This is a genomic window from Amycolatopsis nivea, from assembly GCF_004522235.1.
Classification (GTDB): Bacteria; Actinomycetota; Actinomycetes; order Mycobacteriales; family Pseudonocardiaceae; genus Amycolatopsis; species Amycolatopsis nivea.
Window position 1 is genome coordinate 1 of sequence record NZ_SDLT01000043.1, and the last position, 25,904, is coordinate 25,904.

The following is a 25,904-nucleotide window of genomic DNA, read 5'->3' on the forward strand; positions in this document are numbered from 1 at the left end:
GGCGTCGCCTCCGGCAACGGCAAAGGCCAGATCTTCGTCAAGGGCGAAGTCATCAAGACCGTCCCCGAGCACGCGATCGTGGAAACCCTCATCGAAGAAGCCATGCGCATCGCCGAGGAATCCGGCGAGTCGATCGGCGAGGGCGCTCCGAGCGTCACCGTCGGCTGAGTTTTCCCTGCGAAAGGGCTCCCCGGCTTCGGTCGGGGAGCCCTTTCTTTTTCAGCAGCGTTCCAGCAGGACGACCGGAACCTGCCTCCCGGAAGAGGCCTCGAACTCGGCGAATTTCGGGACCTGCGCGATCTGCTCGGCCCAGATCTTGGCGCGTTCCTCCCCGGCGGTCAGCCGTGCTTCGACCGGGATTTCCTCCGCGCCCGCCTCGATGACCGTCCGCGGGTTCGCCATGAGATTGCGGTACCACGCGGGGTCGCGCGGACTGCCGCCGTGCGTGCCGAAGACCGCCCAGCTGTCGCCGACCGGCTGGTAGAACAGCGGGCTGATCCGCGCTTTCCCGGTTTTCGCCCCGACGTGGTGCACGAGGATCAAGGGCATCCCCTTTTCCGGAAACCCCGGCATATGCGGCGGAACTGGTCGGCCCGCGGCGAATTCCTCCGGACTGCTCCAGGCGACGTGTCCGGCGTTCTCCCGGAATTCGGCGAGAATCCGGACATTCCAGTCGTCGAGGGTGGGCACGGCATCTCCTTCACTAGGCGGAGCACTTGCTCCGCAAAGTAGCACACTAGACGGAGCACATGCTCCGGGTAAGCGAGTATGCTCGGCACATGGCCGTGGCTGACCCGCAGACCCCCACCCGCCGTCGCGCCCTCCGTGCGGACGCGATCCGCAACCGGGAGGCGATCGTCGAAGCCGCGGCCGAGGTGATGGCCGAGCAGGGAGCCGCCGTCGACGTCCGCGAGATCGCCCGGCGCAGCGGGGTCGGCATGGGCACGCTGTACCGGCATTTCCCGAAGAAGGAAGACCTCGTCCGGACGGTCCTGGACCAGGACTTCTCCCGGTGGGCCGAGTCCGCGCGCCAGGCAGCCATCGAGGCGGAAGACCCGTGGGCGGCACTGACCGACTTCTATCGACAGGCGTTGTCCGGCTGCGCGCGGCACCGGGCGATCATGGAGAGCTTCGCGCTGACGTGGACCGACCCAGATCCGACGGGGATCCCGCAACTCCGTGCGGTTCTGGAGGAGCTACGGGCGCGCGCGGAGGAGTTGTTGCGGCCCGGGGTGACTACGGATGATCTGGTGCTGCTGCTGATCTCGCTGGGGTACGCGGCGCAGTTCACGGACGCTTGCCGGCCGCACATGTGGAACCGGCTGCTGCGGGTATCCCTCGACGGATTGCGGGCGGAACATCGGGAGCCGTTGCCGGAAAGCTAGCCGCCAGGGGTGATCGTGAGCCCGTGGCGCGGATCCGGCACGGCGTCGAGCGCTGTCCTGACTGACGGCTGGGCGCAGAATTCGTCGCGGATCGCCTCGGTTCTGAAGGCGATCTCGAAGACGACGCCGCGTTCGAGCGTCCGCCAGGACCATCGCACGGCGCGGTCGATGATCGCGGCTTTGAGCAACGCGTCGGAGAAGGTGCGCCGCCAATCGCTCGCGGAGGATTCTCCGTCCAGCACTTCGATGGATAACCATGGATCCGACACTGCTTCAGGCCTTCCCCGCCTCGGCGTCGCTCAACAGAAGCAACGCGTAGTAAGCCAAGAAATGCTCCACCGCATACGGCCCCTCCGTAACCTGCGGCAGCCCGGCCTCCGCGTGCTCGCCCGAAGCTGCCTCAATCACCGCGATCCGGCCGTCTCCCTCCGGCAATGCCGCCGCGATCCGTTGCCAGCACCACGCGCGGTGGAGGTTGAGCCCGTGCAGATGGGCGATCAACCCGTCGGAAGCGTCGGTCACCACCGCGGGAGTGAAGAGAGCCGCCGGGTTCCGCTCGCCGATCCCCGGCAGGAAACCCTCCAGCCAGGCACCGAAATCAGGTACCAGCTGGCTCATCAGCTCGGCTTCGGCCAGGGCGGGGCTGAGGAAATCAGCACCGGACGGTTCCCAAGCCCCGGGGTAGTCGCGGTCTGAGCCGAACCAGCGCCAGGCCGTTTCGGTGAGGACCTGCAACAGCTGCGGCTCGCCCCGGGAGGCCAGGTGCCGAGCGTAGGGAAGCGCACGAGAGAGTCCGAAAGCGCCGTTCTCGTGCAGCCCGCACCGCATCGGGTAGGTCTCGAACGTCAGCGCCAGCAGGATCGACCAGCCATACGGACGCTGGGTCGTACGGTGCTGCTTCGGCGCGAAGTAGGCGGCTTCGGCAGCCAAGGCGGGCTCAGTCAGGTGCGCATTCAGCACGGCGCGGATCTCGTCGGCCGGGGCGAGCGTCGGGTATCGGCGCAGCAGATGCACCAGCACCCAGAACATTTCCACGCACGAATGCCAGTCGAAGCTGCCGTAGAAGCAGGGGTGCAGCTCGCGGATCGCCGGGACGGGAGTGTCGTCGAGGCGCCAGTGGCTCTCGTAATGCGGATACTCGCGTACGACATTGGCCAGCGCGACTTCCGCCAGCTCACTGGCGTGCGCGACCATGTCAGCCGCGCAGGTGATGTTGGGCGGCTTCGCGGATCTGGATCCGGACGTTCTCCAGCGAAGCCGCGACCTCGTCGATCTGCCGGATCGCGATCTGCACCGACCCCTGGATCGCGGTCGCGGAGCCGGTTTCGCCGAGCAGGCCGAGCACCTGGGTCTGCAGGTCTTCCAGTTCGCCCGTGGTGGCGAGGGCGATTCCGGTCGGCACCTGGTCGGCGAGCAGTTCGAGCTGCTGTGCCTGTTCCTGGATCGTCATCGGGTTTCTCCTCATCGTGGGGACCGCTCTCCCGTGGTAGCAGAATTCGCCCGCATCGGGGCTAGCCTGGTCGCGTGAGTCACAGCTGGGCCGCCCGTCCGCCGCATCCGGTGCTGCGGGGCCTGGTCACGCGCTACGTCGGGTACGCGCAGGAGAACGTCACCCTCGAGGTGCACCGCGGGCTGCCCTCGCGGCACATCACGCTCGTGATCAGCCTCGAAGACCCGATCCGGTACGCCGGGCTGGCCGGGGCGGGAGCGCTGCAGAGCGTGGTCGGCGGCCTGCACACCGAACCCGCGCTGATCACGCAGGACCGGGTGCAGCGCGGGGTGCAGCTGGAGCTGGATCCGCTGGGGGCGCGGACGTTGCTGGGCGTCACCGCTGCGGAGCTGACCGGCCGGGTAACCGACCTGGCCGACTTCGGCGGCGACCTCGCCCGTTTGCCGGACCGGCTGGCCGCGGCGGACGACTGGCGCACCCGGTTCGCGATCCTCGACGAGGTGCTGGCCGCGCGGGCGGTCGAGCGCGCCGAACAACCGCCGGAGCTGGACCGCGCGTGGCACGAGCTGCGCCGCAGCGGCGGGCTGTTGCGGGTCGGCGAGCTGGCGAACGAGGTCGGCTGGAGCCGCCGTCACCTGGGGGAGCGGTTCCGCGCCGAGCTGGGATTGGCCCCGAAACAGGCGGCCCGCGTACTGCGATTCGAGCGGGCGGTTCGGTTGCTGCGCACCGGACATCGCGATTTGGCTGGGATCGCTTATGCCGCAGGGTATTACGACCAGGCACACTTCTCGAACGAGTGGCGTGCGCTGGCGGGGTGTTCGCCGCGGACGTGGATGGCTGAGGAGCTCCCGTTTCTCCAAGACGAGTCGAAGACCGCCGCCGCAGAATCGGTGGCATGACTCCGCAACCGACAGTCTGGCCCGCTTTCCGTTACAACGACGCGCGCGGCGCGATCCGTTTCCTCACTGACGTTCTCGGATTCGAAGAAACCCTCGTGGTGCCCGGAGAAAACGGCGTCGCGCACGCCGAACTCCGTTGGCCCGAAGGCGGTGCCGTGATGCTGGGCAGTTGCGGCGGCCCAGCCGACGGCGTGCACGACGAGATGAAACCCGGTGCCAGCGCGGTGTACGTGGTCTCGGATCGGGTCGACGAGATCTACGCCCGCGTGCGCGAAGCCGGTGCCGAAATCAGCCTGGAGCTGCACGACACCGACTACGGCTCGCACACGTTCACCGTCCGCGACCCCGAGGGGAACGCTTGGACGATCGGGAGTTACCGCGGCGCTTAGCCCTCGGGGTAGAAGACGAACAGCGTGCAGCCGGTCGCCGAAGCCGGGACGTGCCACGAACCCGCCGGGGCGTGGATGAACGTGCCGGCCGGGTAGTCGCGGGCGCCGTCGTTGAAGGTGCCGGACACGACGAAGACCTCTTCGGGACCGGGCTCGTGCACGTCGCGTTCGGGCCACGTGCTGCCGGGATCGAACTCGACCACGTTGGCGTGCGCGCCGTTTTCGCCCTTCCACAGCGGGCGGAGGCGGATGCCGGGGAAAAGGTCCTTCACCGGGGCTTCGCCGACCGGGACCGAGGTGTAGCCCGGCTGGGCAAGGATTTCGGAGTGCATGACACCCAGGTTGGCTTCCCGTGCCCGCGCGGGACAGTGTCAGGAAAGACGTCATCGGGTACTTTCTTGCCATGCATCGCGTGGTCGCCCTCGTCCGGCCGGTGCAGTCGACGTTCGAACTCGGCTGCGGCGCCGAAGTGTTCGGCACGCCGAGAGACGGCGTGCCGCAGTACTACGAATTCGAGGTGTGCACCGAGAATCCCGGCCCGGTACCGACGTCGGCCGGGTATGCGATGCACGTGTCCAACGGGCTCTCCAAGCTCGCCACGGCCGACACGGTGCTGATCCCCGGCTGGCTCCCGGTCGAGACGCCGCTTTCCCCGAAAGTGCGCCGGGCGTTGCTGAACGCGCACGAACGAGGCGCGCGGCTGGTCACGATCTGCTCGGGTGTCTTCGCGCTCGCGCAGACCGGACTGCTGGACGGAAGAACGGCGACGACGCACTGGGCGCGCGCCGAACAGCTGCGACGGGATTTCCCGGCGGTGCACGTGGAACCGGACGTGCTGTACGTGGACCACGGCGACGTCGCGACGAGCGCGGGTGCGGGAGCGGGCATCGACCTATGCCTGCACCTGGTCCGCCAGGATCACGGAGCGGCGCACGCGGCGCTCGTCTCGCGGCACATGGTGATGCCGACGCATCGCGAGGGCGGGCAGGTGCAGTACGCGCCGCCGCAAGCGTCCGCGAACACGTTGGACGGGCTGCTCGACTGGGCGGGGGAGCGGTTGGGCACGCCGCTGTCGGTGGAGGATTTGGCTGCCCGCTTGCGGATTTCGCCGCGGACGCTGGCTCGCCGGTTCGCTGATCAGCTCGGGACGAGCCCGGGTGCGTGGCTGTTGTCGCGGCGGGTGGCCGAGGCGCGGCGGCTGCTGGAGGAGACCGATCTGCCGGTGGACGCGATCGCGGTGCGAGTCGGCCTGGCGTCGGCGGTGAACTTGCGGCGTCGGTTCCGGGCACAGGTGGGAACGACGCCGGGGGCTTATCGAAGGGCTTTCCGGATAGGGTGATCGGCGCGCACCGGCAGGGAGGTCCGGTACGCGCCGATCACCGGTTACGCGGTGGTGGCTTGCACCGTCACCGCGGGGCCGACGCCGTTTCCGGTCACGGCGGCGATGGTGAACGTGTACGCGGTGCCGGACTTCAGCCCGTCCACGACACGGGTCAGGCCCTTCTGGGTGGGCTGGCTGACGATCGTGTCGCGTCCGGTGACCTCGATGGTGCGGCCGTCGGACACGGTGATCCGGTAGCCGATCACCGGGGTCGACCCGGTTTCCGCCGGCGGCGTCCAGTGGATGCTCGCCGCGTCGGTGCTCGGCAGCGCCTTCGCCTTGGTCGGAACAGCAGCGAGCTGGGTGCCCGGCTGCGCGGCGGTGACCGGTGCCGAAGGCAGCGACGGCAGGCCAACCCCGTACCGGTTGCGCGCCGCCACCGTGACCGTGTACGTCTGGCCGTCAGTCAGCTTCGGGATCACCGTGTACCCGGTGCGTGCGAAGTCCTTGGCAGACACCGAACTCGTGACGCTGTGCTTGCCGTCCGACGCGGTCAGCAGGTAATCCTGCACCGGCGCGCCGTTTTCCGCGACAGTCGGGTTCCAGGTCGCGTACAGCTGGCCGGACACCGAGAAGGTGCCGATCCGCGTCGGGGCCTGCGGAGCGGACGCGCCGTCGATCCGGCGGTTCAGCACCGAGCGGTGGCCCGGTTCGATCCCCGCGTTGTCCACAATGGACTTAGGCGCGGCGGCCGGGTTGTTCAGCAGGTGGTTGCCCGAGGTGATGACGCCCTTCTTGTCGCCGTCCGGATCGCCCTGCTCCCAGTAGTTTCCGGAGATGACGGTCGGGTCGTTGTTGCCGAGCGAGTCGCGGTAGTCGACGTGCGTTGAGGCCACGTTGGCGTACGCCGCGTGGTAAAGCACGTTGCCGGAGACGGTTTCGTAGGTGCAGCCGTTGTCGGTGTAGACCGACTTGCCGAGGCCCCACTGGTCGTAGATGACGTTCCCGGTCACCTTCTCGCCCTCGGACTGCGACGGGCCGGTGATGCCCTGGGTGTAGATGCCGCCGCCGTCGTCGAGGGAAAGCATGTAGTCGTGGATCAGGTTGTCCGACACCACGTTGTTGCGCGAGACGTTCGGCGTCGCGGCCTGCTTGATCTTGTCCGGCCAGCCGCCCCAGCCCATCGAGATGCCGGAGTACGCGACGTGGTCGATCTGGTTGTGCGACACGACATTGTCCTGCGAGTACCCGTTGACGATCGGCACCCCGCCGGTGAATTCGCGCGGCATGCCGTACAGGTGGTTGTTGGTCACCTTCACCCGCGTCGTCAGGTCCGCGCCAGCGGCGGTGGGCTTGCTGACCCCGCCGATTTCGACGCCGTTGCCGGAGATGTCGGTGAACACGCTGTCGGACACGCTGCTGTCCTGCGCGCCCTCGCCGAGATCGAGCCCGGCCGCGCCGAGGTGCGCGAACACAGCGTCCCGGAATTCGATCCGGTGTCCGTGCGACATCGAGACGTTGCCGGGTTCCTTCGTCCAGTCCGCGTACGGGCAGGTGCCGCCGGGCGTGAACTGGCAGAGACCTTGCGTGGCCCAGCCGCGCTCGCCGGTGATCCGGTAGCCGGCCTGGATTTCGGAGAAGCCTTCCGGCGACGAGGGTTCGAGCCAGGTCGCGTAGGAGAACTGGATGCCGCGGAACGAGATGTCGTGGATTGGCGCTTCGGCGGTGCCGCGACCGTCCACGAGCTTCTCCAGCGCGGGCATCTCGACGTCGGCCCAGTGCAGGTTCTCGCCCTTGCGCGGCAGGTAGTACACGGTGTGCGCGGCGCGGTCGAGGTACCACTCGCCGGGCGTGTCCAGCAGCTCGAACGCATTCTCCACATAGGACGGTTGCCGTCCGTTGGTGAGATCGCCCGGGCCGACCATGTTGACCGAACGGCCGGGGATGTCGGCGAACATCACGCGCCGGGTCGAGTTGTCCCAGCACGGCTGCGCCATGGTGATCGTCGTGCCCTGCGCCGACGCGACCGGGCAGCGCGGCTCGGTCCACTGGCCGAGGCCGTTGCGCTCGACGTTCCACAGCTCCTCGCCGCTGGTGTACACCAGTTCGAGGTCGCTCGGGTTCCGCCAGTGCGCCATGGTGTCCGCGGACGCGGTGTACCCGGTGTCGGTCGCCTTCACCGTGACCGGAAGCCGCCCGGACGCTCGCTGCGCGCGGACGCCGTCGACGTACAGCTGGCGAGTGTTGTTCAGTCCGGCGGGCGCGGGCGCGGAGTAGAGACCGGGACGTCCGGCGACCGGATGCCAGCCGGTGACCTGCTTGCCGCCGCTGACCACGGTGCCCGGCGAGCCCTGCCAGACGACCCGGTGGCCGTTCGTGCCGGAATCGGAGGCATCGAGTTCGAGCGGTTTGTCGAGCCGGTAAGTGCCGGAGGCGACATGCACGGTCAGGTCGGAGTTCAGGTGCGCGGCGCGTTGCCGGACGAGCTGCTGGGCGCGGGGGAGCGTGCGCACCGGCGACCAGACGGCCCCGGAGCCGGAATCGTTGCCCCACGGCGAGACGTACACGTCCTGGCTGCCCGGCCACGCGGCCGCCGCACCGGCGGGCAGCAGCGCGGTCGCGGTCAGCGCCGCGATCGCGAGCCCGAGGGTGCGCGCTGGTCTGAACTTCATCCGGGACCTCCGTGTTCGCCAGTGAACGACGCTGGGGCGCGCCGCAAGAAAGATAGGATCTATTCGCGATCGTGTCGAGAGGTCTCCGACGGATATTCCCAGCATTCACGGTGGTGAACAGGGTTGATCCGGTCGGCGGGTTCCGTCCCGGCTAGCGGTCAGTGATCCGATGAATCATTGCTGCGGCCGCCGCGCCGCTTGTACAACGAAGCGATCCCCGGGAGAGGTGGTCGCGATGAAGCGAAGTCGGATCGGTGTGCTGGCCGCGGCGGTGGCGGTGCTGGCCGGAGCGCTGGCGGGAACAGCCGCCGCGGACAGCCAGTCGATCGAATCCTGGACGCCGGTGGCGAGAACGCCGCCGATGGGCTGGAGCAGCTGGAGCGCGCTGCGCCGGAAGTTCACCGAGGAAACGATCAAGGCGCAGGCCGACGTCATGCACGACCGGCTCGCCGCGTACGGCTACCGCTACATCAACATCGACGCGGGCTGGAACGACCACGTCGACGAGTTCGGCCGCGTCGCGCCGGACCCGAAGAAGTTCCCGAACGGCATCGCGTCGCTGGCCCGGTACCTGCACCAGCACGGCCTGAAATTCGGCATCTACCTGGTGCCCGGCGTCCCGGCGCAAGCGGTCGCGGCCGATTCGCCGATCGAGGGCACGCCGTACCGGGTGCACGACATCGTCATGGCGGGCGCGGGCAACACCGCGGACGACAAATCCGCGAAACTCGACTTCAGCAAGCCCGGCGCGGCCGCGTACGTCCGCTCGCAGGCACGGCAGCTGGCGTCGTGGGGCGTCGACTACATCAAGATGGACTTCGTCGGACCCGGCGGTGGCAAAATCCCGGCGGACAACCGCGAGGACATCCGGCAGTGGCACGCGGCGATCCAGGCCACCGGCCGTCCGATCCACTTGGAACTGTCGAACTCGCTCAGCATCGCCGAGGCCACGACCTGGCAGCGCTACAGCAACGGGTGGCGGATCGAGGGCGACATCGAGTGCTACTCGCACTGCGTCGGCCTCACGAACTGGGACGTGCGGGTCAAGCTGCGCTTCGCCGACGCTCCCAAGTGGACTGGCTTCGCAGGCCCCGGTCACTGGAACGACCTGGACTCCATCGAGATCGGCAACGGCGACGCGAATGGCATCACCCCGGACGAACGGCAGAGCGTCATGACGCTGTGGGCGATCGAGGCGTCGCCGCTGCTGCTCGGCACCGACCTGACCAAACTCGACCCGGACGACCTGAAGCTGCTCACCAACCGCGAGGTGCTGGCCGTCGACCAGGCGGGACGGGCGGCGCGTCCGGTTTCGCAGGCGACCCAGCAGCAGGTGTGGTTCAGCTCCGACGGCCGCGGCGGAGTGACGGTCGCGCTGTTCAACCTGGGCTCGACGGAGGCCCCGGTGACCGCGTCCTGGCAGGACCTGGGTCTGCGCGGCCCGGCGGCGGTGCGGGATCTGTGGACGCACCGGAACCTGGGCGTGAGCCGGGACAGCTTCACCGCGACGCTCGCGCCGCACGCTTCGCGGCTGCTGCACCTGGTCCCGCGGCACCACTGAGCCCGCGCACGCGGCAGCCGCCCGTGAAGGGCTCCTTCACGACCGGCTGCGGGTCGTGAGGGGAACCCTGCGGGAATCTGCGTCCGTGAGGGTGGCCCTCACGGACCTTGCCGTGCCCGGGCGTCCGTGAAGGGCTCCTTGCGGGAATCCAAGTCCGGGAAGGGGCCCTTCACGGCCCGCAGGCGTCGTCGGCGAGGGGAGCCCTGCGGGAATCTGCTTCCGTGAGGGTGGCCCTCACGGACCTTGCCGTGCCCGGGTGTCCGTGAAGGGCCCCTTCACGGACGCTGATTCCCTCGGGGAGCCCTTCACGGATCCCCGGGGAAGCTCCGGAGGCGCCCGGGCGGGGTGCCTCCGGAGCGCTCTTCTCTCGATTCGGGCACGGTCGGTGGCGGAGCCCGCCGGGGCGCCGCCGTTCGGGTGCGAGGGCCGTTCATCTCAGCGTGTCGGCCGGCTCGCGTTCCGTTCACCCGGTTCATCTGGCACTCTGGACCCCGTGTTGCGGCTTGCAGGTGCACGGCTGCTCGATGATCGGGACTATCCGGCGGTGCGCGCTGCACTCGCCGCCGACCCGGTGGGCAGCTGCATGGTCAGCGCCCGGGTCGAGGCGGCCGGTCTCGACCCGTGGCGTCTTGGTGGCGAGCTGTGGGCGGCCGACGCCCGTCCGGTGCGCGCCGGACGGCTCACCGGGCTGTGCTTCGCCGGGCCCAACCTGATCCCGTTGCGCGGCAACGCTTCGGCGCTGCGGTCCTTCGCCGACCGGGCGCTGCGCCGTCAGCGCACCTGTTCCTCGCTCGTCGGGCCCGCGCCGCAGGTGCTCGGGCTGTGGGACGAGCTGTCCTCGGAATGGGGCCCGGCCCGCGAGGTGCGCGGCGACCAGCCGCTGATGGCCCTCGAAGGCGACCCGCTGGTGCCCGCCGACCCGCAGGTCCGCACCGTCCGGCCGCACGAACTGGACCGCTACCTCCCCGCAGCCGTCGCGATGTTCATCGAGGAGGTCGGCGTCGACCCGCGCGCGGGCGACGGCGGGGCCAGCTACCGCGCCCGGGTCAGCGAGCTGATCTCCACCGGCCGCGCGTTCGCCCGGTTCGAGGACGGCGAGGTCGTGTTCAAGGCCGAGATCGGCGCGATGTCCGCGCGGGTCGGCCAGATCCAGGGCGTGTGGGTGCACCCGGACCGGCGCGGCGGCGGGCTCGGCACCGCGGGCACCGCGGCGGTGGTGAACCGCCTGGTCCACGGCCTCGGCCGGACCGCGAGCCTGTACGTGAACGGGTTCAACGCGCCCGCTCTCGCGGCATACCGGCGGATCGGGTTCCAGCAGGTCGGCCAGTACGCGACGGTGCTGTTCTGAGCTGGCTGCGCCGCGGCCGGGCGAGGTCGTAGGCTGGGGGACATGTCCGTTCGCGCCCCGTTGAAGCCCGGCGTCCAGACGCCGCGCCGTGCCGTCCCCGCCGACATCGCCCGTCCCGAGTACGTGGACCGGCCGGCGCCGAAACGGGACACCGGCAACGGAGTGCGCACGCCCGAGGTCATCGAGGCGATGCGGGTCGCGTCGAAGATCGCCGCGCAGGCGCTCGAGGAGGGCGGCAAGGCGGTCAAGCCGGGCGCGACCACCGACGACATCGACAAGGTCGTGCACGAGTTCCTGCTCGACCACCGCGCGTACCCGTCCACGCTCGGCTACCGCGGCTACCCGAAGTCGTGCTGCACCTCGCTGAACGAGGTGATCTGCCACGGCATCCCGGACTCGACCGTGATCGAGGACGGCGACATCTGCAACATCGACGTGACGGCCTTCATCGGCGGCGTGCACGGCGACACCAACGCGACGTTCCTCGCCGGCGACGTCTCCGAGGAGGTACGGCTCCTGGTCGAGCGCACCCGCGAGGCGACCGCACGCGCGATCAAGGCAGTCCGCCCGGGTCGGCAGCTCAACGTGATCGGCCGCGTGATCGAGGCGTACGCGAAGCGCTTCGGCTACGGCGTGGTCCGCGACTTCACCGGCCACGGCGTCGGCCCGGCGTTCCACACCGCGCCGACGGTGCTGCACTACGAGGAGCCCTCGGTGCAGACGCTGATCGAAGAGGGCATGACCTTCACGATCGAGCCGATGATCACGCTCGGCACCATCGACTACGACCTGTGGGCCGACGACTGGACGGTCACCACGAAGGACAAGAAGTGGACGGCGCAGTTCGAGCACACCCTCGTGGTGACTGCTGACGGCGCGGAGATCCTGACGCTTCCGTGAGAATGCCGTCGTGAACAACGACGCGAGACGCGCCGCGGTGGCGGCCCTGATTCGGTTGTCGGAAAGCCCCGGCTATCTCGACCGAGCGGACGCCGGTCGCGCCCTTGCCAGCTTCGCCGAGATGCCGGAGGCCAAGGGGCCGCTGCTGGGGCTCGTGCTCGACGCGGACAACACGTTTGTCACTCGCGAGACGGCGGAGGCTTTGCTCCGCCGTCACGACTCGGCCGGGCTTGCCGTGGTTGCCGCCGCTCTTGCCGACGCCGACCAGAACCAGGGCGACTGGATTCATACCGCGGTGGACGATGTGTTCACGGTGTACGACACCGAACGGGACGCAGCGCTGCGGGAGTGCCAGGCGCTGGAAGAGGACGCGGACGAACGGACGCGCCGCGGCGCGAAGCGCTTGATCAGAGCGCTCTCCACCATCCTCGGCCCAGCGCGGAACGACTGATCACAAACCCTCGGCCCGCGCGATCAACTCGTCCAGGAACCCAGCCGCCTCGTCCGCGGCCCGGTCGGCGTCGCGCGCCTCGATCGCGTCCACCAGTTCCCGGTGCCGGATCATCTCCGCGTGTTCCGGATTGTCCGAAGTGGACGCCACGCTCGCGGTGATCGCCTCCATCAGGCCGCGGTAGAGCTCCAGCAGCAGCCCGTTGTGCCCGCACCGGACCACGACCTGGTGGAATTCCGCGTCGCTGCGGGCGAAATCGTCGAGGCGGCCCTCGTCCCAGTCGGTGTCGCGCCGGTTGAGCAGGACGCGCAGTTCCGCCAGGTCTTCCTCGGTGCGCGCGGTCGCGGCCAGCCGGGCGCCCTCGACCTCCAGCAGCCGCCGGACGTGCAGCACCTCGCGCAGTTCCGTCCCGCACAGGCGGCGGATCGCGCCGGACACCTCGCTCGTCGCGCGCACGTATGTGCCGTCACCCTGGCGGACTTCCAGGATCCCGGTGTGCGCCAGCGCTCGCACGGCCTCGCGGACCGTGTTGCGCCCGACGCCGAGCTGCGCCGACAGTTCCGGCTCGGTCGGGATCCGGTGCCCGATCGGCCATTCGCCCGCGGTGACCGCCTCGCGCAGCTGATCGATGACCTGGTCGACGAGTCCGGCGCGGCGGGTGGTGGCCAACGGCACAGCCTGATCCCTTCATCCAATCATCCTACGTATGGAATAGTAGCGCACATGCCCGCCGACTCCCGAGACGCTGCAGCCGTGTCCACCGCCACCTATTCCGACCGGCTCGAGCTCGAACTGGAAGGCAGCCTCGAGGAGGAGGTGCCCGCCGGTCGCCGTCCGGGCGTGGTGGCGGGTGGCGTGCTGCTCGCGGTCGCGGTGGTGCTGACGGCGATGAACCTGCGGCCGGCGATCACGAGTGTCGGCCCGCTGCTCGCGGAAATGCGCGGCAGCCTCGGCGCGTCCGCGGTGTGGGCGAGCATCCTCACGACCCTGCCCGGGCTGTGCTTCGCCGGTGCCGGATTGGCCGCGCCCCTGTTGTCGCGCCGCTTCGGCATCGGCCCGGCGATCGGCCTCGCGCTGGCGGTGCTGACCGCGGGCCTCGCGGTGCGGGTGCTCGACGGACCGTACGTCGTGCTCGGCGGCACGCTCGTCGCGACCGCGGGAATCGCGCTGGTCAACGTGCTGATCCCGGTGGTCATCAAGGATTCGTTCCCGGCTCGCGTCGGGCTCATGACCGGCGTCTACACCGCGGCGCTGCAGGGCGGCGGCGCAGCGGGTTCCGCGCTGAGCCCGCCGCTGGAATCGGCCCTCGGCGGCTGGCGCGCCGCGCTCGGCAGCTGGGGCGTTCTCTCGGCGATCGCGTTGGTGGCATGGCTGATCGCTTCGCGCGGCACCGGCCGTCCGCCGCGACCGGCCGCGGGCTCCGCTCCCGCCCGGTCGCTGATGCGCAGCCCGCTCGCGTGGATCGTCACGATCTTCTTCGGCCTGCAGTCGTTCATCGCCTACGTCGTGATGGGCTGGCTGCCGCAGGTCTTCATCGACTCGGGCGTCAGCAAGGCCGACGCCGGTCTGCTGCTCGGCCTGATCTCGGTGATCGCGGTGCCGATCAGCCTGGTGATCCCGCCGATCGCCGCGCGGCAGAAGAGCCAGAGCCCGTGGATCGTCGGCATGGGCGTCTTCGGCGCGGCCGGCATGCTGGGCCTTGTCATCGCGCCCGGGTTCTCGCCGCTGCTGTGGAGCATCCTGCTCGGCATCGGGATGAGCGTGTTCTCGCTGGCCCTGACGGTGATCGCGCTGCGAGCCCGGACCGGCGCCGAGACGGCGAGGCTGTCGGGGATGGCGCAGGGCTTCGGCTACCTGCTGGCCGCGGTGGGGCCGTTCGTGTTCGGCCTGCTGCACGACGCGACGGGCAGCTGGACGGTGTCGTTGATCGTGCTGCTCGTGGTGATGGTGACGCAGATGATCTTCGGTGCGCTGTCCGGGCGGCGCCGTTTCGTGTGAGGCTGGCGTGACTGTGTCACGCTGAGGCCATGACGGCGCGGCCACGACGGAGCGGCACGGTGAGCCGAGCGGTCTTCTTGTGCCTGATGGCCGTCGCCGGGGTCGCACTGATGTGGTTCACCATCGACGTCTTTTTCGTGAGCTGGAAGCCGAAGTGCCAGCCCTCGCCGAAGGTGCGCTGCCAATGGGTGGACAGCGGGAAGACCGCGACCGTCGCCGACCAGTGGGATCAGAACGCCTTCATCGTGGCCGTCATGTTCGGTCTCAGCGTGTTTCTCATTGTCGCGCCGGTCTTTCTGGCGATCCACGACGTCCTGCGCCGCCGGGACGAAAGCTTCGAGGCTCAGCTGCGCGGGTCGGATCCGCCGCGCAGCTGAACCTCTGTCAGCTCGCCAGCGCCGCCTCGGGCAGCTGGCCAGTGTGGCGGACGTCGTCCAGCGCGGCCACCGCGACCGCGAGGCATTCCGCGGCCCGTTCGGACGGCATCGCCCGAAGCTCCTCCAGCAACGCGAGCGTCGCGGCTGTCGTCCCGAGCTTGGCCCGCCGCACGGCGAACACCAGCTCGAGATCCGTCACGTCGGTCCAGCGAGCGGCCAGATTCTCCGCGGCCGCAACGATTTCCCCGGCGATCATGTCGGTCATGTCAGTCCCCGCACCTCCGCGGAGAACAGTAACAACGCGACATCCTTGTTACCCGATTCGGGAATCCCCGCCCCGGGTGATCAACTCTGGGTATCCCCGGAGTCAGTCCAGCGGCAGATTCAGCAGCGCGTTCTCCACCAGTTCCGGCATCGCCGGGTGGATCCAGTACTGCCCGCGCGCCATCGACCGCGCGTCGAGGCCGAAGCTCATCGCCTGGATCAGCGGCTGGATCACCGTCGACGCCTGCGGGCCGATGATGTGCGCGCCCAGCAGCTGCCCGGTCGCCGGATCGGCCAGCAGCTTCGCGAAACCGGAGGTGTCCTCCATCGCCCAGCCGTAGGCGATGCCCGCGTAGTCCTGCTTCGAGACCACAAAGGACAGTCCGCGCTCGGTCGCCTGCGCCTCGGTCAGCCCGACCGACGCCACCTGCGGCGAGGTGAACACCGCGTGCGGCACGAACCGGTGGTCGGCCTTGATGCGGTCGTCCGGGTGCGCCAGATTGTGCTGCACCACGCGGGCTTCGTGGTTCGCGACGTGCTTCAGCTCCAGCGGCGACGAGATGTCCCCGAGCGCGTAGATGCCTTCGACGGACGTCTGCTGGTAGTCGTCCACCACGACGTGCCCGCGCTCGGTGGTGGCGACGCCGGTGGCGGCCACGTCGAGCAGATCCGAGTTCGGCTTGCGGCCGGTGGCGACCAGGATCAGGTCGGCCTCGACGGTCTCCGCGCCCTGCGGTCCTTCGAGATCCAGCGCGACCCCGTTGTCCGTGCTGCGCGCGCGAACCGTCTTGCGGTCCAGCCGGACGTCGAACCGCTGCGAAGCCAGTTCGGTGAACCGTGCGCTGACGTCCGCGTCCTCCTGGCGCAGCAGCGCGCCGGAACGGTTCACCATCGTGACCGCGACGCCGAACGACGCGAAGACGTGCGCGAACTCCGCCGCGATGTATCCGCCGCCGAGGATGACGATCCGCTCCGGCAGAGTGTCGAGCCGCATGACCGTGTCGGAGGTGTAGTAGCCGGTTTCGGCCAGCCCCGGCACGTCCGGGATCACCGGCCGTCCGCCCGCGGCGAGCACGAACCGGTCCGCGGTGACGACCTCGTCCGGACGGCCGTCGGCGAAGCTGACCCGCAGCTCCTTCATGCCGGTGAACCGGCCTTCGCCGCGGTAGACGTCGACGTTGCGGTTGTCCTCGTGGTTCTCGCGGTACTCCGCGCCGCCCTCGGCGATCGGGTCGATCCGGCCGAAGATCCGGTCGCGGATGTCCGGCCAGCGCACCGCGGTGAGCTCTTCGTCCACGCCGAAGCGCGAGCTGTGCGCGGGCGTCGCGGCGACGTCGGCGGCGTAGACGAACATCTTCGTCGGGATGCAGCCGACGTTCAGGCAGGTCCCGCCGAACACGCCCTTCTCGACGATGGCCGTCCGGAGGTCGGCGAACTCCGGCCCGAGGATCGAGTTCCCCGATCCGGTCCCGATGATCACCAGGTCGTAGTGCGGCACGGCGGTCCTTCCCGAAAGCGGTCTGCTGCCAGCCTAGTCAACCCCGGATGCCCGCCCCGGTGTTCCCGGCTCACTCGCCGTTGGCTGTGAAATGCATCCGGTCGACCGGCGACATCCACGCCCCGCCCCACTGCCAGCCCGCCGCGGCGAAGGCGCGCACGACCGGGCCGCCCGCGGTGACCATTCCCGGCCGCACGTTCGCGCGGTCGACGTAGGCGGACGCCAGTTCGGGGAGGACGAGGTCGTCCTTGGTGTAGGGGTTGCAGAACGGATTGACGTCCACCGCGAGCCCGTACGCGTGGGCGGACCAGTTCTTCTGCCCGCGCACCGGGCGGCAGACGAACGCGCTGGTGTCGTTGCCGTCGCCGGTCGGCGGGGCGTCGAGTTCGGCGGGGGAGGTGATGCGCATTTCCTCGATGGGGAACTGCTGCGCGTACAGCTCGCCGAACGCCTTGACCACCCCTGGAGCCGCGTCCTTGTTCACCAGGAGCTCGCCGGTGTGCGTGCGATGGTCGAAGCCCCAGAAGGAAAGCGTGACGTACCGGAGGTCGGCCGACGACACCGGACAGGCGGCTTGCCAGGTGCTGCGCTTGAGCACGGCGTCGGGGACGTCGGCGATCTTCGAGGTGTACGTCGTGCCGGACGGCGGCGGGAGGAAGTCCTGGGTCGGCAGCGAACGGTTCACCAGTTCGGGTGGAGTCGGCCGGATCTCGCCGAAGCCGTCCGGGCGGCGCGGCAGCGGATGAGCACCCACCTGCCAGGTGACGGCGGGCGCGTTCGTCGCTGTCCGAGTTGCCGGAAGTGTCGGACTGGGCGGTGTCGACGGCGCGCTCAACGGGCTGGGCGGGGGAGCCGCGGGGGTGCTGGTGGCACATCCGGCCAGCAGAAAGAGCGTCAGCGCGCCGGCCGTCGCGGCTGTTTTCCGTCGCATGCCCCCAGCTAAGCGAATGCGCTCGGTGTATAGAGACTCCACCCGTTCCAGTGACACCGTTTTGGGCTTGGCCCGTTTAGGGTAATCGCGGCCGTGTGTGCACGCGCCGGAGTCGGTTGATTCCCGTGCGCGTCCAGGCTGTGCCGTCGTAGTGCCGATGAAGGGAAAGCCCATGCCCGCGAAGTTCCGTCGTCCGGTCCTGCTCGCGGCGGGCTCGCTGCTCGCCGCCGCGATCGCGGTCCCGGTCGGCTCGGCCTGGGCGGCGACGCCGTCCGACCCGGGTTCGCACGCGCAGCCCCGGATCGTCGGCGGCAGCGAGGCTTCGCTGGCCGACCACCCGTACGCGGTCTACCTCACCGACCAGAGCGGCTCGCAGTTCTGCGGCGCGGTGATCGTGAGCCCGTCCGCGGTGGCGACAGCCGCGCACTGCGCGAAAGCCCTGCCGAAGTCGTCCGTCCACGTGGTCGCGGGCCGCCAGGACAAGCGGAGCAGCGACGGCGTGGAACTCGGCGTCTCGCGGGTCTGGGTGAACCCGGACTACAGCGACCCGACGAGGGGCGACGACATCGCGGTCCTCACCGTGCGCGGACGGCTGCCCTACCGCGCGGCGAAGGTCGCGGACAAGAGCGACCAGTCGCTGTACGCGGAAGGCACGCAGGCGACCGTGCTCGGCTGGGGACGGCTGTCCGAAGGCGGGGAGCGGTCGGACGTGCTGCGCAGCGCCCAGGTGCCGCTGGTCAGCGACTCCACGTGCAAAACGGCCTACGACACCTACGACCCGTCGAGCATGGTGTGCGCCGGCTACCCGCAGGGCGGCCAGGACGCCTGCCAGGGAGACTCCGGCGGCCCGCTCGTCGAGGGCGACACCCTGATCGGCATCGTGTCCTTCGGCGACGGCTGCGGAAAACCGGGCAAGCCCGGGGTGTACACGCGGGTTTCGCAGTTCTCCGACGACATCGCGGCCCAGTCCCAGGCGCGGCTGTTCGGCTGAGCTGTGTTAAGCAAGGCGGCGTGACGACTCTGCACCGCGCCGCCGGGCCCGACCTCTCCGCGGCCGACCTTTACGCGATTCTCCGGCTGCGGTCGGACGTGTTCGTGGTGGAACAAGACTGCGTGTACGCCGACATCGACGGGCTCGATCTGCTTCCGGAGACGGAGCATTTCTGGGTGGCCTCCGATACCGAGGTTCTCGCGTGCCTGCGCGTCCTGGCCGAGCCGAGCGGCGGACGGCGCATCGGCCGGGTAGTGACGGCGAAGTCAGCCCGCGGCCAGGGTTTGGCGGCGCAACTGATGGCGGCTGCGCTGGACGGTGCGACCGGCGCGTTCGTACTGGACGCGCAGACCTATGCGCAGCAGCTTTACGCGCGGTTCGGTTTCGTGGCTGAGGGCGAGGAATTCCTCGAGGACGGGATCCCGCACATCACCATGCGCCGCCCGGCTTAACCGCGGGGCGCGGTCGCGGCGATCACCTTCACCGCGCGGTCGATGTCCGCCTCAGACAGATCCGCGCGGGCGGTAAGCCGCAGCCGGGAAACGCCGTCCGGCACCGCGGGCGGGCGGAAGCAGCCGACCTGAATCCCTTGCTCCGCACAGGCTTCCGCCCACGCGGTCGCTGCTTGCGGCGACGGCGTCCGCACCGCGACCACGGCAGCCTCCGGAAGATCGACCGGCAGACCGGCGTGCTTCAGACTCATCGCGAGGTTCCCGGCGTTCTCGATGACCTTCGCCGGCAGGTCCGGTTCGGACTTGAGCACCTGCAACGCCGTCAGCGCGGCAGCGGCACTGGCCGGCGCGAGAGCGGTGTCGAAGATGAAGCTGCGCGCCGTGTCGACGAGATGCCGGATCACGCGGCGCGGACCGACCACTGCGCCGCCTTGCGCGCCCAAGGCGTTGGAAAGCGTGAGCGTGGTGACGACGTCCGGCGCAGATGACAACCCCGCAGCGCTCACCGCGCCCCGGCCGCCTTCGCCGAGGACACCGAACCCGTGCGCGTCGTTGACGACCAGCGCAGCACTGTGCGCACGACAGATCTCGGCGAGTTCGCCCAGCGGCGCGACCTCACCGTCGGCGGAAAACACCGAGTCAGTAACCACAATCGCCCGCGGTTTGCGTCGGGTGGCCAGCGCGTGCTTGATCGCCGACGGAGTCGAGTGCTCGACAGCCGCGATGTCCGCGCGGGACAGCCGACAGCCTTCGACCAGCGACGTGTGGACGTATTTGTCGGTGACAATCGCCGATTCGGCCCCGGACAGGGCGGTCACCGCGCCGAGGTTGGCAGTGAATCCGGAGGAGAAGACGAGCGCCGCCTGGGCCCCGCAGAAGCGGGCAAGCTCGTGTTCGAGCTCGACGTGCAGCTCGGTGGACCCGGTGAGAAGACGCGATCCAGTCGCCCCGGCCCCCCACCGCAACGCAGCCGCGGCAGCCGCCCCGGCGACGCGCTTGTCGCGGGCGAGGCCGAGGCAGTCGTTGCCAGCGAGGTCGAGCACGGAATGCTGCGCGGGCCGAGGATTCATCCGCCGCGAGAGACCGGCTTCCGCCCGCCGCTGGCCTTCGGCTTCAATCCAGTCGAAGACGTTCTCAGGCGGCAGCGGCGGAGTGTCAGTCACTGAGGCAGTGTCGCATCCGGCCGGGCGCCGCGTTCCCCACCCCCGCCCGGGGACGGACGGGAAGCGGGGCAGGGCAACGGAAACAGACTGGTGCGGAGGGGTTGGGCGCGGGCTCTGGTCGGGGTGGCGGGCGCGGCTGTCGGGGTGCGGGCTGGCTGGTGGCGAGGGCCCTGTTTGGCAATGGCCCCTTTGTCGGGTGCGGACTGGCTGAGTGTCGAGATCGTGGTCGGCGGGTGGGGCTTTCCGGGGGTGCTGTCTGGCGTGCACCCCTGCTTAGCAGCCGGAGCGCGACTATCGGGATGAGGGCTGGCGGTGTGTGGTTCGGCAGGTGAGCACCTGCTCAGCGACGGCCGCCCTGTCGGGTCGTGACTCTCGGAGTGCAGGCTGCGGTGGGCGGTTTGGCCTGCGACCCCCGCTCAGCGACGACCGCCGTGTCGGGGTTCGGGCGCGGGCTGGCTGGCGCGCGAAACCCTGCTCGAAGAAGACTGCTGCGTCGAAGCGCGACTGTCGGGGTGCGATGGCGTCCCGGCCTGACGCCGAGCCCAGGCCCGGCCGCGGCATGCGACCTGGTTCAGCAGGCGGAGCCGGTCCGGAAACGAAGAACGGCCCCGCCGAAGCGGGGCCGTTCTCCATGGATCAATCAGGCGTCGTGACCGCGGCGCGGGCCGCGGCTCGGGCGGCCGAAGCCGCCGCCGGAGCGGGACTGCTGGCGGCTGCGGCTGTAGCCGCCACCGCCGCGGTTCTCGCGGGAGCCGTAGCCACCTTCGCGGGCGTAGCCGCCTTCGCGACCACCCTCGCGCGAGTAGCCGCCCTCGCGGGCGTAACCGCCTTCGCGGGAGCCCCGGCCTTCGTTCGAGCCGCGGTTGTAGCCGCCTTCGCGGGGACCGCGGTCCTCGCGCGAGCCGTAACCGCCGCGGTCTTCGCGCGAGCCGCGGTAGCCGCCGCCTTCGCGTCCGCCGCGGTAGCCGCCGCCCTCACGCGGGCCGCGGAAGCCGCCGCGGTCGCCGCCGAAGCCTCGGCCGCCGGAGCGGCGCGGGGACTCCCGGCGACGCTCCACGACCGGCTCGCCGCTCGGCTCGCGGGCGCCGGTGATGCGGGACAGGTCGTCGTCGTGGGTGCGGATCATCGTGGTCTCGGCGCGCACGCCGGCCCGGTCGGTCATCCGGCGGACGGTGCGCCGCTGGTCGTGCGTCACCAGGGTGACGACGATGCCGGACGCGCCCGCCCGGGCCGTGCGGCCGGCGCGGTGCAGGTAGTCCTTGTGGTCCGCGGCCGGGTCGACGTGCAGCACCAGCGAGATGTCGTCGACGTGGATGCCGCGGGCGGCGACGTCGGTGGCCACCAGGACCGCCGCGTGGCCTTCCTTGAAGTCGGACAGGACGCGGTTGCGCTGGCCCTGGGTCTTGCCGCCGTGCAGGGCCACCGCGTGCACGCCGCTTTCGCGCAGCCGCTCGGTGAGCCGGTCCACGTGGTGCTTGGTGCGCACGAACATGATCGTGCGGCCCTCGCGGGCGCCGATCCGGGTGATGATGTCCTGCTTGTCGGAGTGCGACACCTGGAACAGGTGGTGGTCCATCGTGGTGACGCTCGCGGTCGACGGCGCGACCGAGTGCGTGACCGGGTCGGCCAGGTACTGCCGGACCAGCTTGTCGACGTCCCCGTCGAGCGTCGCGGAGAACAGCAGCCGCTGTCCGCCCGGAGGGGTGAGGTCCATGATCTCGCGGACCTGCGGCATGAAGCCCATGTCGGCCATCTGGTCGGCCTCGTCGAGCGCGATGAAGTTGCAGTCGCCGAGCGAGGCGGTGCCCTGGCGGACGTGGTCCGACAGCCGGCCCGGGGTGGCGATCAGCAGGTCGACGCCGCGGGCGAGCGACTCCGCCTGGCGGCCGAAGGACATGCCGCCGACCGCGGTGCGGCACCACAGGCCGAGCGACTTGGCGAGCGGGGTCAGCGAGTCGGCCACCTGCATGGCCAGCTCGCGGGTCGGCACCAGCACGAGCGCGCGGGGGCGCTTCGGGCGGGCCTTGCCGCCGTCGAGCCGGGCCAGGATGGCCAGGCCGAAGGCCAGCGTCTTGCCGGAGCCGGTCTGGGCGCGGCCCAGCACGTCGCGGCCGGCCAGAGCGTCCGGGATGGTCGCGGACTGGATCGGGAACGGAGCGTCGATGCCCGCCTCGGAAAGCGCCCGCAGCAGCGGCTCGGGCAGGCCCAGCTGGGCGAAGGTCTTCACGGCGGGGGTTTCCACCGTGTCGTCGTGGAGAACGTCTCCACCGGCCGGCCGGTGCCGCGGCTTGCGCTCGGGGCGGCCCGCTCGGGAGCGGGCGGACTGGCCGGAGTCGTACGTGATCGTCACAAATGCCTCTCGGACGTGGCACGTCGCAAGGAGGCCCGGGCTGCCCGCGCGCAGGCAGGGCAAGATGGTGTGGCGATGGGCGTTCACAGGGACGGACCCGGTGTGCCGAGCCATGGCATGGCACACCGACGGAAATTGCTTCGGATGGCCGCGAGTCCTTCTGCGGACTGTGGAGGCGACGGACACCAACTCATCCACGCCGCCGTTGCGGTCTTGACACACTCTACCTGAGAGAGAGCGGTTGCCCCGCACCCAGGTGCGTGGTTGTGGGCGGGGTCGCAGGTGTGGCCTGTCGCACAACCCGCGGCCCCGCCCGGGGACTCAGCCGAGACCGGCCGCGTTTTCCAGTTCCCGCACCAGGTCATCGGTGCCGGTGACCTGTTCGGACAGTCCGCGGCTGTGGAACCAGCCGGCGAGATTCGCGACGTCGCGGGCGAGGAATTCCCGGCCGCGCGGGTTCGCGATCACGTCGACCGCCTGGGGCAGGTCGATCACCATCAGGTGGCCTTCGTGCACCAGGAGGTTGTACGCGGACAGGTCGCCGTGCGCGAGTCCTTGCCCCGCCAGGAGTTCCAGCGCCGACACGGCCTGCTCCCACAGGTCGGCCAGCTCGTCCGGCCCGGGCCGCAGCTGAGCCAGCCGCGGCGCGGCGGTGCCGTCGGACTCGCCGAGGAACTCCAGCAGGATCTCGGTGCCGTGCCGCTGCACCGGATACGGCACCGGCGCGCCGATCGTCCACAAGCGACTGAGGACGGCGAACTCCGCCACCGCCCACTGTTCGGCGATCAGGTTGCGGCCGAACGAGGTGCGCCCGGCCATCGCCCGCATCTCGCGGGACCGGCGCATCCGCCTGCCCTCGAGATAACCCGCGTCGCGGTGGAACAGCTTGTGCTCGTCTGAGCGGTATCGCTTGGCTGCCAGCAGAACTCCGTCTTCTCCGGGAAGGTTGCGGCGCAGCAGATGCACGTCGGCTTCCTTGCCGGTCTTGAGCACGCCGAGGTCGGTGTCGACCGCGGCGAGTTCGGTGACCACCCAATCGGGCCGCGGATGCGGACCCTGGTCGGCGTCGTCCCAGTTGGTCCATCGGTCGGCACCGTCGGGCAGTGCGGTTTCGGTGTAGGCGTCTTCGCGAAGCTGAGCGAGACGGACTCGCTCGGCTTCGGTGAGCCGTCCCCGGCGAGCGGGGGCGGGCCCGTCGTCGAAGCGGGGGCGACGGCGCATCCGGCGGTCGGTGTAGTCGGAGGCGTCGGAAAATTCGTCGAAATCGTGCTCGCGCACTGGTGGGTTCTCCTAGATGAGGGTGCCCACCGGGCGAGCGCGTGCTCTAGCCGAGGCGGGCGGGCGGAAGAGGGCAGGACAGCGCCCGGACAAACTCCACGACGCACCTCCCTTGCTTCCGGCAGCCGACGGCAACCCGTCGGACGCCGACTACCTTGCCGACCGTCTCGAACTCGCGCAACTGATTTATTTCGCCCGCTCGGCGCGCGTGTGCGGCGTTGGGGCTTCTGGTTGTTGTTTCCGGGACTGGTCTAGGGGATCACTCCGTCTGGGTGGGTGGGGTGGCTCGTTGGTTGAGCCGCGTGACTGGACTGTTTCGCGCCCGTCTGCCGTGTGCGTGCGGGTCGGGGAGCTTCTTGTCGGTCCCGGGACTCGGCTGGGGCGATCCGGGCGGGAGAGGGGCTTGGTTTGTCGGCTGGACTTCGTGGCTGATCGTTTCGTGCCTGCCTAGCGTGTGAGTGCGGTGCCGGGAAGTTTCCGGTTGTTGTTTCCGGGTCTGGCCTACGGGCTCGCTCCGTCCTGCGCGGGCGAGGGGCTTGGTTTGTCGGCTGGCCCGCGCCGCTGGTCATTTCGTGCCAGCCTCCGTGAGAGTGCGGAGTCGAGCAGGTGTCGGTTCTGGGGCTGGCGGCTGGCTAGGGGCTTGGCTCGTCGGCCAGGCTGTGTGGCTGGTCATTTCGCGCCTGCCCATCGCGCAAGGGCGGCGTCGAGGAGCTTCAGGTCGTCGCTTCCGGAACTGGCCCACACGATCACGCCGTCCGGGCGGACGAGGAGGCTCGGTTCGTCGGCTGGGTCGGCTACGTGGGTGAGCCGGTCGGTCAAGCCGGTGACTGCGAAGCGGCCGTCGGGGGAGCGGTCGATGAGGACGAAGCTGCCGTCGTGGGCGTGGTCGGCGAGGCGGGAGCCGGAGGTCAGGTCGACGTCTCCGGCGATTGACCCGACTGGGGCGGGGGCGTCGTCGGCGACGTCGTAGTGCTGCAGGATTCCGGACGACAGCGCGACGATGCGGTTCATCGCGGCGGGCACTCGGAGCAGTTCGCCGCCGACGATGGTGCGGAGTTGTTCGGTGCGTTTGTCGCCGCGGAGGAGGGCGACTTGGGCGCGGGTCCAGTCGAGCACTGCTGCGCCGATGGGGTGGCGTTCGGTTTCGTAGGTGTCGAGCAATCCCGCCGGTGCCCAGCCTTGGACGGTCGCGGCGAGTTTCCAGCCGAGGTTTGCCGCGTCGCCCAGGCCGAGGTTCAGGCCCTGGCCGCCGAGTGGCGAGTGGACGTGTGCCGCGTCGCCGGCCAGGAATACGCGGCCTTGGCGGTAGTGCCGGGCCTGGCGCGCGTTGTCGGTGAAGCGCGTTGCCCGGCCCTGGATTCCGGTGATGGTGACCGGGACACCGGTGACGTCGCGGACGGCTTCCTGCAGCTCTTCGACCGACACCGGGGCGTCGCGGTCTTCCGGCGGTTGCCGGAAGCGGCTGAGGAAGATGCGGCCGGGGACCGGGCCGTACGCGTAGACGCCGCGGGGTGTCCAGGTCCAGCCTGGGCGCAGGCCGGTCGCGTCTTCGAAGTCGGCGATGGCCTGGTAGCCGGTCATTTCCGGATCCGTGCCGTCGAACTCGATGCCGAGTTGCTTGCGGATGACGCTCCGCCCGCCGTCGGCCGCGACGAGCCAGCTCGCGGCGAACTCGCCCGCGCTCGTTTCGACTGTCACGGATTCGTCGGCGGCGCGCACGCCGTGCACTTCGACGCCGCGCCGGAGGTCGACGCCCAGTGTGGCGCAGTGTTCGGCGAGCATCTGCTCGACTTCCTGCTGCGGCACTCCCAGCCCGTTCGACACCGCCCGGTGCGCGGCGAGCACGGGATCGCTCTGGTCGATCAGGTCGTTGTCGAACAGGAAACCGGCGAAGTGCCCGGCGGCCAGGAACCGGCGGCCGCCTCGTTTGGCCGCCTCGACCGTGGGGCCGAATTTGCCGACTGACGCGAGGAACCGCCGCTGCGCCGCCTCCGCCGCGGGCAGCAGGCCGCGCCGGTCGAGCAGTTCGGCGCTCGCGACGTTGACCGACCCGGCCTTGATGGTCGGGTCCGGCTCCGGCAGCCGGTCCAGCACCGTCACTGTCACCCCGCGCAGCGCCAGCTCTCCTGCGAGGAACAGCCCGGTGGGCCCAGCCCCCGCGACGATCACCTCAGTCCGCTCCATGTCGTTCTCCCCTCTACCCTTGCCTGACGGCTTAACCAAGTG

26 protein-coding genes and 1 pseudogene are annotated in these 25,904 nt (G+C 70.0%); 13 read left to right on the plus strand and 14 right to left on the minus strand.

Going from position 1 to position 25,904, the window contains the following annotated elements; all coding sequences use genetic code 11:
• Nucleotides 1-168: pseudogene (locus tag EIZ44_RS36365) on the plus strand (flavodoxin-dependent (E)-4-hydroxy-3-methylbut-2-enyl-diphosphate synthase); the annotation flags it as partial.
• A 51-nt stretch (nucleotides 169-219) separates the two neighbouring features.
• On the opposite strand, the gene EIZ44_RS36370 reads toward EIZ44_RS36365, so the two are convergent.
• Nucleotides 220-690: a nitroreductase/quinone reductase family protein gene (locus EIZ44_RS36370; protein ID WP_134669624.1), complete on the minus strand. Its 471-nt coding sequence runs from the start codon at nucleotides 688-690 to the stop codon at nucleotides 220-222.
• Nucleotides 691-779: 89 nt separating this feature from the next.
• On the opposite strand from EIZ44_RS36370, the gene EIZ44_RS36375 reads away from it, so the two are divergent.
• Complete coding sequence (locus tag EIZ44_RS36375; RefSeq protein ID WP_134669622.1) at nucleotides 780-1,385, plus strand: TetR/AcrR family transcriptional regulator; 606 nt, start codon at nucleotides 780-782, stop codon at nucleotides 1,383-1,385.
• On the opposite strand, the gene EIZ44_RS36380 is transcribed toward EIZ44_RS36375, so the two are convergent.
• The 3 genes from EIZ44_RS36380 to EIZ44_RS36390 are packed head-to-tail and all read right to left on the minus strand — an operon-like array spanning nucleotide 1,382 to nucleotide 2,835.
• The gene (locus tag EIZ44_RS36380) at nucleotides 1,382-1,627 is read right to left on the minus strand and encodes a hypothetical protein (RefSeq protein WP_134733666.1); all 246 of its coding nucleotides are present in this window, start codon (nucleotides 1,625-1,627) and stop codon (nucleotides 1,382-1,384) included. The genes EIZ44_RS36375 and EIZ44_RS36380 overlap by 4 nt on opposite strands.
• A gap of 31 nt (nucleotides 1,628-1,658) precedes the next feature.
• Nucleotides 1,659-2,579, minus strand: coding sequence for a DUF2891 family protein (locus EIZ44_RS36385; RefSeq protein WP_134733668.1), 921 nt, complete (start codon nucleotides 2,577-2,579; stop codon nucleotides 1,659-1,661).
• Nucleotide 2,580: 1 nt separating this feature from the next.
• Nucleotides 2,581-2,835 (minus strand): hypothetical protein, encoded by a 255-nt coding sequence (locus tag EIZ44_RS36390; protein WP_134733670.1) that lies wholly within the window; start codon nucleotides 2,833-2,835, stop codon nucleotides 2,581-2,583.
• A gap of 74 nt (nucleotides 2,836-2,909) precedes the next feature.
• On the opposite strand from EIZ44_RS36390, the gene EIZ44_RS36395 reads away from it, so the two are divergent.
• Complete coding sequence (locus tag EIZ44_RS36395; protein ID WP_134733672.1) at nucleotides 2,910-3,734, plus strand: helix-turn-helix domain-containing protein; 825 nt, start codon at nucleotides 2,910-2,912, stop codon at nucleotides 3,732-3,734.
• The gene (locus EIZ44_RS36400) at nucleotides 3,731-4,123 is read left to right on the plus strand and encodes a VOC family protein (protein ID WP_043830372.1); all 393 of its coding nucleotides are present in this window, start codon (nucleotides 3,731-3,733) and stop codon (nucleotides 4,121-4,123) included. Before EIZ44_RS36395 ends, EIZ44_RS36400 begins: the two co-directional genes overlap by 4 nt.
• On the opposite strand, the gene EIZ44_RS36405 is transcribed toward EIZ44_RS36400, so the two are convergent.
• Nucleotides 4,120-4,455 (minus strand): cupin domain-containing protein, encoded by a 336-nt coding sequence (locus EIZ44_RS36405; protein ID WP_134669616.1) that lies wholly within the window; start codon nucleotides 4,453-4,455, stop codon nucleotides 4,120-4,122. The two genes, EIZ44_RS36400 and EIZ44_RS36405, sit on opposite strands and share 4 nt — an antisense overlap.
• 71 nt (nucleotides 4,456-4,526) lie before the next feature.
• Here EIZ44_RS36405 and EIZ44_RS36410 point away from each other — a divergent pair, with 71 nt between their 5' ends.
• Nucleotides 4,527-5,462, plus strand: coding sequence for a GlxA family transcriptional regulator (locus tag EIZ44_RS36410; RefSeq protein ID WP_037820331.1), 936 nt, complete (start codon nucleotides 4,527-4,529; stop codon nucleotides 5,460-5,462).
• Nucleotides 5,463-5,506: 44 nt separating this feature from the next.
• Here EIZ44_RS36410 and EIZ44_RS36415 read toward each other — a convergent pair whose 3' ends face one another.
• Nucleotides 5,507-8,116 carry a fibronectin type III domain-containing protein gene (locus EIZ44_RS36415; RefSeq protein ID WP_134733674.1) on the minus strand — a complete coding sequence of 870 codons (2,610 nt, stop codon included), beginning with the start codon at nucleotides 8,114-8,116 and terminating at the stop codon, nucleotides 5,507-5,509.
• Between the two features lie 235 nt (nucleotides 8,117-8,351).
• Here EIZ44_RS36415 and EIZ44_RS36420 point away from each other — a divergent pair, with 235 nt between their 5' ends.
• The 4 genes from EIZ44_RS36420 (at nucleotide 8,352) to EIZ44_RS36435 (ending at nucleotide 12,376) form a co-directional block, all read left to right on the plus strand.
• Entirely contained in the window at nucleotides 8,352-9,677 is a 1,326-nt protein-coding gene (locus EIZ44_RS36420; RefSeq protein WP_240691516.1) for a glycoside hydrolase family 27 protein, read from the plus strand.
• 493 nt (nucleotides 9,678-10,170) lie between these two features.
• Nucleotides 10,171-11,025, plus strand: coding sequence for a GNAT family N-acetyltransferase (locus EIZ44_RS36425; protein ID WP_037820337.1), 855 nt, complete (start codon nucleotides 10,171-10,173; stop codon nucleotides 11,023-11,025).
• Nucleotides 11,026-11,067: 42 nt separating this feature from the next.
• Complete coding sequence (gene map, locus EIZ44_RS36430) at nucleotides 11,068-11,925, plus strand: type I methionyl aminopeptidase (protein ID WP_037820338.1); 858 nt, start codon at nucleotides 11,068-11,070, stop codon at nucleotides 11,923-11,925.
• Nucleotides 11,926-11,935: 10 nt separating this feature from the next.
• Nucleotides 11,936-12,376, plus strand: coding sequence for a hypothetical protein (locus tag EIZ44_RS36435; RefSeq protein WP_134733678.1), 441 nt, complete (start codon nucleotides 11,936-11,938; stop codon nucleotides 12,374-12,376).
• Here the strand turns inward: EIZ44_RS36435 and EIZ44_RS36440 are convergent, their stop codons facing one another.
• Nucleotides 12,377-13,051: a FadR/GntR family transcriptional regulator gene (locus EIZ44_RS36440; RefSeq protein WP_043830359.1), complete on the minus strand. Its 675-nt coding sequence runs from the start codon at nucleotides 13,049-13,051 to the stop codon at nucleotides 12,377-12,379.
• Between the two features lie 48 nt (nucleotides 13,052-13,099).
• Here EIZ44_RS36440 and EIZ44_RS36445 point away from each other — a divergent pair, with 48 nt between their 5' ends.
• Nucleotides 13,100-14,374: a CynX/NimT family MFS transporter gene (locus EIZ44_RS36445; protein WP_051729806.1), complete on the plus strand. Its 1,275-nt coding sequence runs from the start codon at nucleotides 13,100-13,102 to the stop codon at nucleotides 14,372-14,374.
• A gap of 59 nt (nucleotides 14,375-14,433) precedes the next feature.
• Nucleotides 14,434-14,751, plus strand: coding sequence for a hypothetical protein (locus tag EIZ44_RS36450; protein WP_134733680.1), 318 nt, complete (start codon nucleotides 14,434-14,436; stop codon nucleotides 14,749-14,751).
• A gap of 7 nt (nucleotides 14,752-14,758) precedes the next feature.
• Here EIZ44_RS36450 and EIZ44_RS36455 read toward each other — a convergent pair whose 3' ends face one another.
• The 3 genes from EIZ44_RS36455 to EIZ44_RS36465 all read right to left on the minus strand — a co-directional run bounded on the left by EIZ44_RS36455 (nucleotide 14,759) and on the right by EIZ44_RS36465 (nucleotide 17,444).
• Nucleotides 14,759-15,016 carry a hypothetical protein gene (locus EIZ44_RS36455; protein WP_134669604.1) on the minus strand — a complete coding sequence of 86 codons (258 nt, stop codon included), beginning with the start codon at nucleotides 15,014-15,016 and terminating at the stop codon, nucleotides 14,759-14,761.
• A 102-nt stretch (nucleotides 15,017-15,118) separates the two neighbouring features.
• A complete protein-coding gene (locus EIZ44_RS36460; protein WP_134733682.1) occupies nucleotides 15,119-16,513 on the minus strand; it encodes a mycothione reductase in 1,395 nt (464 codons plus the stop codon).
• Nucleotides 16,514-16,583: 70 nt separating this feature from the next.
• Nucleotides 16,584-17,444, minus strand: coding sequence for a M15 family metallopeptidase (locus EIZ44_RS36465; protein ID WP_134733684.1), 861 nt, complete (start codon nucleotides 17,442-17,444; stop codon nucleotides 16,584-16,586).
• A gap of 172 nt (nucleotides 17,445-17,616) precedes the next feature.
• On the opposite strand from EIZ44_RS36465, the gene EIZ44_RS36470 reads away from it, so the two are divergent.
• Together EIZ44_RS36470 and EIZ44_RS36475 are read left to right on the plus strand one after the other, a co-directional pair.
• A complete protein-coding gene (locus EIZ44_RS36470) occupies nucleotides 17,617-18,435 on the plus strand; it encodes a S1 family peptidase (protein ID WP_134733686.1) in 819 nt (272 codons plus the stop codon).
• A 20-nt stretch (nucleotides 18,436-18,455) separates the two neighbouring features.
• Nucleotides 18,456-18,887, plus strand: coding sequence for a GNAT family N-acetyltransferase (locus EIZ44_RS36475; protein ID WP_134669598.1), 432 nt, complete (start codon nucleotides 18,456-18,458; stop codon nucleotides 18,885-18,887).
• Here EIZ44_RS36475 and EIZ44_RS36480 read toward each other — a convergent pair.
• From EIZ44_RS36480 to EIZ44_RS36495, 4 genes are all read right to left on the minus strand, one after another.
• On the minus strand, nucleotides 18,884-20,050 hold the full coding sequence (locus EIZ44_RS36480; protein WP_134733688.1) for an 8-amino-7-oxononanoate synthase: 1,167 nt from the start codon (nucleotides 20,048-20,050) through the stop codon (nucleotides 18,884-18,886). The two genes, EIZ44_RS36475 and EIZ44_RS36480, sit on opposite strands and share 4 nt — an antisense overlap.
• Before the next feature lie 640 nt (nucleotides 20,051-20,690).
• Entirely contained in the window at nucleotides 20,691-22,400 is a 1,710-nt protein-coding gene (locus tag EIZ44_RS36485; protein ID WP_134669594.1) for a DEAD/DEAH box helicase, read from the minus strand.
• A gap of 321 nt (nucleotides 22,401-22,721) precedes the next feature.
• A complete protein-coding gene (locus tag EIZ44_RS36490) occupies nucleotides 22,722-23,678 on the minus strand; it encodes a serine protein kinase RIO (RefSeq protein WP_037820360.1) in 957 nt (318 codons plus the stop codon).
• A gap of 669 nt (nucleotides 23,679-24,347) precedes the next feature.
• The gene (locus EIZ44_RS36495; RefSeq protein ID WP_134733690.1) at nucleotides 24,348-25,862 is read right to left on the minus strand and encodes an FAD-dependent oxidoreductase; all 1,515 of its coding nucleotides are present in this window, start codon (nucleotides 25,860-25,862) and stop codon (nucleotides 24,348-24,350) included.
• Nucleotides 25,863-25,904 lie beyond the last annotated feature (42 nt).

Coding starts and splice junctions, on each gene's coding strand:
- EIZ44_RS36405 (WP_134669616.1), bottom strand. CDS start 4,455: ATGCACTCCGAAATCCTTGCCCAGCCGGGCTACACCTCGGTCCCGGTC.
- EIZ44_RS36385 (WP_134733668.1), bottom strand. CDS start 2,579: ATGGTCGCGCACGCCAGTGAGCTGGCGGAAGTCGCGCTGGCCAATGTC.
- EIZ44_RS36420 (WP_240691516.1), top strand. CDS start 8,352: ATGAAGCGAAGTCGGATCGGTGTGCTGGCCGCGGCGGTGGCGGTGCTG.
- EIZ44_RS36470 (WP_134733686.1), top strand. CDS start 17,617: ATGCCCGCGAAGTTCCGTCGTCCGGTCCTGCTCGCGGCGGGCTCGCTG.
- EIZ44_RS36465 (WP_134733684.1), bottom strand. CDS start 17,444: ATGCGACGGAAAACAGCCGCGACGGCCGGCGCGCTGACGCTCTTTCTG.
- EIZ44_RS36455 (WP_134669604.1), bottom strand. CDS start 15,016: ATGACCGACATGATCGCCGGGGAAATCGTTGCGGCCGCGGAGAATCTG.
- EIZ44_RS36410 (WP_037820331.1), top strand. CDS start 4,527: ATGCATCGCGTGGTCGCCCTCGTCCGGCCGGTGCAGTCGACGTTCGAA.
- EIZ44_RS36390 (WP_134733670.1), bottom strand. CDS start 2,835: ATGACGATCCAGGAACAGGCACAGCAGCTCGAACTGCTCGCCGACCAG.
- EIZ44_RS36445 (WP_051729806.1), top strand. CDS start 13,100: ATGCCCGCCGACTCCCGAGACGCTGCAGCCGTGTCCACCGCCACCTAT.
- EIZ44_RS36375 (WP_134669622.1), top strand. CDS start 780: ATGGCCGTGGCTGACCCGCAGACCCCCACCCGCCGTCGCGCCCTCCGT.
- EIZ44_RS36495 (WP_134733690.1), bottom strand. CDS start 25,862: ATGGAGCGGACTGAGGTGATCGTCGCGGGGGCTGGGCCCACCGGGCTG.
- EIZ44_RS36415 (WP_134733674.1), bottom strand. CDS start 8,116: ATGAAGTTCAGACCAGCGCGCACCCTCGGGCTCGCGATCGCGGCGCTG.
- map (WP_037820338.1), top strand. CDS start 11,068: ATGTCCGTTCGCGCCCCGTTGAAGCCCGGCGTCCAGACGCCGCGCCGT.
- EIZ44_RS36400 (WP_043830372.1), top strand. CDS start 3,731: ATGACTCCGCAACCGACAGTCTGGCCCGCTTTCCGTTACAACGACGCG.